At 32.1% G+C, this 4,303-nt stretch carries 5 protein-coding genes; all 5 read left to right on the plus strand.

Annotation, left to right across the window (positions count from 1 at the left end; all coding sequences use genetic code 11):
- Window positions 1-1,736 (plus strand): hypothetical protein (locus N7603_RS08815; RefSeq protein ID WP_262097060.1); only part of this gene is annotated, 1,736 nt, incomplete at its 5' end.
- An 81-nt stretch (window positions 1,737-1,817) separates the two neighbouring features.
- Window positions 1,818-2,156 (plus strand): hypothetical protein, encoded by a 339-nt coding sequence (locus tag N7603_RS08820; RefSeq protein WP_262097061.1) that lies wholly within the window; start codon window positions 1,818-1,820, stop codon window positions 2,154-2,156.
- Between the two features lie 437 nt (window positions 2,157-2,593).
- Window positions 2,594-3,643: a Fic family protein gene (locus N7603_RS08825; protein WP_262097062.1), complete on the plus strand. Its 1,050-nt coding sequence runs from the start codon at window positions 2,594-2,596 to the stop codon at window positions 3,641-3,643.
- 4 nt (window positions 3,644-3,647) lie between these two features.
- Complete coding sequence (locus tag N7603_RS08830) at window positions 3,648-3,800, plus strand: hypothetical protein (protein ID WP_262097063.1); 153 nt, start codon at window positions 3,648-3,650, stop codon at window positions 3,798-3,800.
- 251 nt (window positions 3,801-4,051) lie between these two features.
- Window positions 4,052-4,303, plus strand: a 252-nt coding sequence (tnpA, locus tag N7603_RS08835) for an IS200/IS605 family transposase (protein WP_262097064.1), incomplete at its 3' end; no start/stop codon positions are given.

The following is a 4,303-nucleotide window of genomic DNA, read 5'->3' on the forward strand; positions in this document are numbered from 1 at the left end:
ACAGAGGTGAAACCTTAATAGAAGCACTCACTGATTTAAGTGTGAGAGAATTCACTGGATTATTATCGAATAACGAATACACGATAAAAGTAACCTATACCTATGACCTGAATGATGGAGCAGGTTCACAAACGCTTGTTATTTCAAGAAATATCAGCACTCTCAAAATGGACCCCATAGTGACATTTAATATCACAAATATTGACCGTAATAACGTCAGTTATCAAATAAATATTTTGGACAATGATTACGCTGTTAATAGCATAAAATCAGTTCAAGCGAATGTAATACGTCCGAAGAGTTATCCATATGCTGTGAAATTAAAAGAGATTATCAATCTGGAGAGTAATCTTTATGGACAAATTAATAACATCGATTCTGGTAATACTCATGTGCTAGAAATTGTTTTATTTGTCGATTTGAAGGATGGGTTAGGTTCAAGAGAAGTTAAATTTGAACACCAGTTTAAAACAATATCTACACCAATTTCATTTTCATTAAGAAACTCTTTAAAAACACAGGATAGTTTAACGTTCAATATTTGGGAAATCAATCTTGATTTGATCCAAAGAACAATGCTACAAATCAAATTGGTTAACGAAGAAACTGGGGAAGTGGTAAGTTCAGAATTTGATGAATTACCAGATTTACAATTTGGTTGGATATATGAATATGAGTATACCTACTCTGATTTACTTTCTGACACTGCGTACATATTAGTGATTGAGTATCATGCAAACATTAGTGATGGCTTAGGTGAGAAACTCTTTAAACATGAAATAAAACTTACTACACAAGCTAAATCAACACCAACAGTATCGATTGAAAATGTAATATCAACAGAAACTAGTATTGGATTTGATATTTCCACTATGGATATTGATCAAGTAGGATTGATTTCAGCAATTGAACTTTATCGAGGTGAGACACTGATCGAAGCGCTCACTGATTTAAGTAAGAGAGAGTTCACAGGGTTATTGTCAAATACTGAATATATAATCAAAGTTTCTTATATCTATAACCTAAATGACGGAGAAGGAAACCATAATTTGGAGGTAAGAACGTACAATTATTTAACCGCTGATAAATTTCAAGATAGCAATCAAAAAGAAGGTTATTTATGGGGTTTAATTCATGTCAAAATTGACTCTGAGAAAAGCATATTCATAATAAATCCTTTGCCAAAGAATTTGAGTGTTAATGTGAAAGTATACTTTGAAGATATTACCACTGAGGAATTTAGCACCTTAGGTTATGGAGATAAAATTATTGTCTATGGTACTTTTATCAATGGATATGTACTAGGTGCTTTTAATACTGTTGAAAAAAGAGATACTATTGATGATGTAAAAACAAAAGAAAAACAAGCACCAAGCATAGTTATCGACAACGTAGTCCCGACACAAGAAAGCATCGGCTTTGGCATCACCGTAACAGATACAGATGAAGTCGGATTGATTACAGCTATTGAACTTTATAAAGGTGAAACGCTGATCGAAGCACTCACTGATTTGAGTTTAAGAGAATTTGCTGGTTTATTATCTAACAACGAATATACAGTCAAAGTGACCTATACCTATGACCTGAATGACGGTGTGGGTTCACAAGCACTCGTGATATCAGAAGCAGCAACCACAGTGGCTAAAGCCGCTCCTACGGTCGTCATTGACAACGCTGTACCAACTCAAGAAAGTATCAGCTTCGGAATCACAGTTACTGATGTTGATCAGGTGTGAAATATCACAGCCATCGAACTCTATCAAGGCGAGACTTTAGAAGAAAAACTTACTGATTTGAACTTGAGAGAATTTACTGGCATGGAAAAATATACCACATACACAATTAAGGTTATATACAGTTACGATTTAAATGATGGTCAAAGCGAAAGAGTTATGACAACTTTAGAAGATATTACTACTAAATTTTTTAGTGGTGACGGGACTATTCTAAATCCATATAAAATATATACAGTGGAAGATTTACAAAATATAAATGAAATGCCTGAAGCAAATTTTATTTTGATGAATAACATTGACTTGACAGGTGTATCTTGGACGCCTATCAGATACGAGAATAATGAGTTTAGTGGATCTTTTAATGGGAATAACCCTATTTTGACGCGAAGAAGTTATTTACTGAATATGACTCTAAATTAAATTGCCTAGATAAGTCCATAATTTAGAGAATCTAATAATCTTCACAATCTGACTCAAGGGAGCCATAATTGCATTAAGCCCTTAAACCTTAGAGAGTAAAGTGATGAGGACATTAGCTAAGTATACTCAATTAATGCTAATGATGGCTCTACAAAGGGGAAAATAAGCAAAAGTATATGTATAAACTTCGGCTTCTCTCTTCGGCACCATTTTTTGAATAATTTATTTTTGTGAAAGACTATTGAAGTTCAATGGTCTTTTGTTTTTATCATTTCTGAATCCCAATTAGTGGAATATAAGTTAATATACACTGGAATAATTTTTCACGTGACTAAAATATATAAATTATTATCCTCGAAGTCTTGACGTGACTAGTATTGCATGATAAAATGATTACGAGGATAAAAATAAAGATTAATTAGTCACGAGGTGATATTGTGAATAAACTCCCCTTTAATATAAATTTGAATGAAGTAGACATATTGAAAGAACTTAATGCTGCAAATCATCACATAGGCGAATTAAAAGGAATACTTAAAATACTTCCAAATCCTGGAATTGTTTTGAGTTTAATCAATCTAAGTGAATCGAAAGACTCATCAGCTATAGAAAATATTATTACAACCTATGATGAAATATTCAAAGAGATTGTTTCAAAGATACCTATTGGAGGAAAATCAAAAGAAGTCATCAATTATAAGCATGCTATTGATCATGGTTTATTGGTTATGAGACAAAAAGGGTTTATCAGCACAAATATACTTATTGAAATTCAAAATGTCATCGAGCCGAATAAAGGTGGCATAAGAAAACTTCCAGGAACTGTAATCATTAACGATAAAACAAATGAAGTCGTACACACTCCACCACAAAATGAAGTAGAGATTCGTGAACTCATGCATAATCTTGAATTATTCATCAATCAGAATAATGATTATGACCCACTGATTCAAATGGCTCTCATCCACTTCCAATTTGAGAGTATCCATCCATTTTATGATGGTAATGGTAGAACAGGTAGAATTTTGAATATCTTGTATTTAGTTCTAAAAGAGAAATTATCCGAACCCATACTCTACTTAAGTAAGTACATCATGGAAAACAAGTCACAATATTATGCTCTTTTGAAAAAATGTAATGAAAATATAGATAACATTAAGGATTTTGTTCTGTACATTTTAAAAGGTATATCCGAAACTTCCAATCATACAGTTGATCTCATATTAAGAATAAACCAATCAATCGAGTTAACAAAAGAAATGATGAAAAAACGATTACCGGATATTTATCGTTATGAGATCGTCGAACATTTATTTTCTTACATGTATACCAAAAATGAGTTCTTTAGAGAAAACTTGAATATCTCGAGAGCAACTGCAACAAAATATCTAAAGCTACTTGAAAAAGAAGGTTTCATTGTTTCTGAGCAATTAGGAAAAGAAGTTATCTATAAAAATGTGCAACTGCTAAACCTCATTAAGGAATAAAATCATGAATAAATCAGAGAAGAAAATGGGTTATGGTGTATTCGGAAAAGCATATGAATATATGTTTAGAAATGATTTGCATCATAAACATTCAATTGATCCTGAAGTATTGAGGAACATGATTCCTTTAGATGAGAACTCTAACTCATTCTTATAGAACACCACAACCTGCATCAAAAGACATACATAACCTTGTACTATATGATATAGCACACAAATTAAAAGGTGATAATCTTTTAGAATCTATTTATAGGACAATTTAACAACCCAATCAAGAAGTCCACACCCTCTACAGGTAGTGGGATGAATTGATTTTTTTATTTTTATATATTGGTTATTATATATAATATGTTATAATATAAATATATTATTGATTCAGTATGATTTTTGAAAGAGGGCATTATGATGATGAAATTAGACACCAATGCACATTCAGTCTTCATGTTATGGTATCACTTGATTTTAGTTACAAAATATAGACGTAAAGTCTTTACGGATGAAATCTCTAATCGCGCTAAGGCAATTTTCGAATCTATCGCTATGAATTATCATATTACACTCATTGAGTGGAATCACGATTCGGACCATATACATATTGTATTTAGGGCTCACCCTAAGACGGAGCTATCTAAGTTCATCAATGCGTATAAGTCAGCGTCC

This window comes from Paracholeplasma vituli (genome assembly GCF_025446935.1).
In the GTDB taxonomy this organism is placed as follows: domain Bacteria; phylum Bacillota_I; class Bacilli_A; order Acholeplasmatales; family UBA5453; genus Paracholeplasma; species Paracholeplasma vituli.

What these genes read in the sequence shown, in the direction of transcription:
- N7603_RS08820 (WP_262097061.1), top strand. Translation starts at nt 1,818, where the DNA reads ATGGAAAAATATACCACATACACAATTAAGGTTATATACAGTTACGAT.
- N7603_RS08830 (WP_262097063.1), top strand. Translation starts at nt 3,648, where the DNA reads ATGAATAAATCAGAGAAGAAAATGGGTTATGGTGTATTCGGAAAAGCA.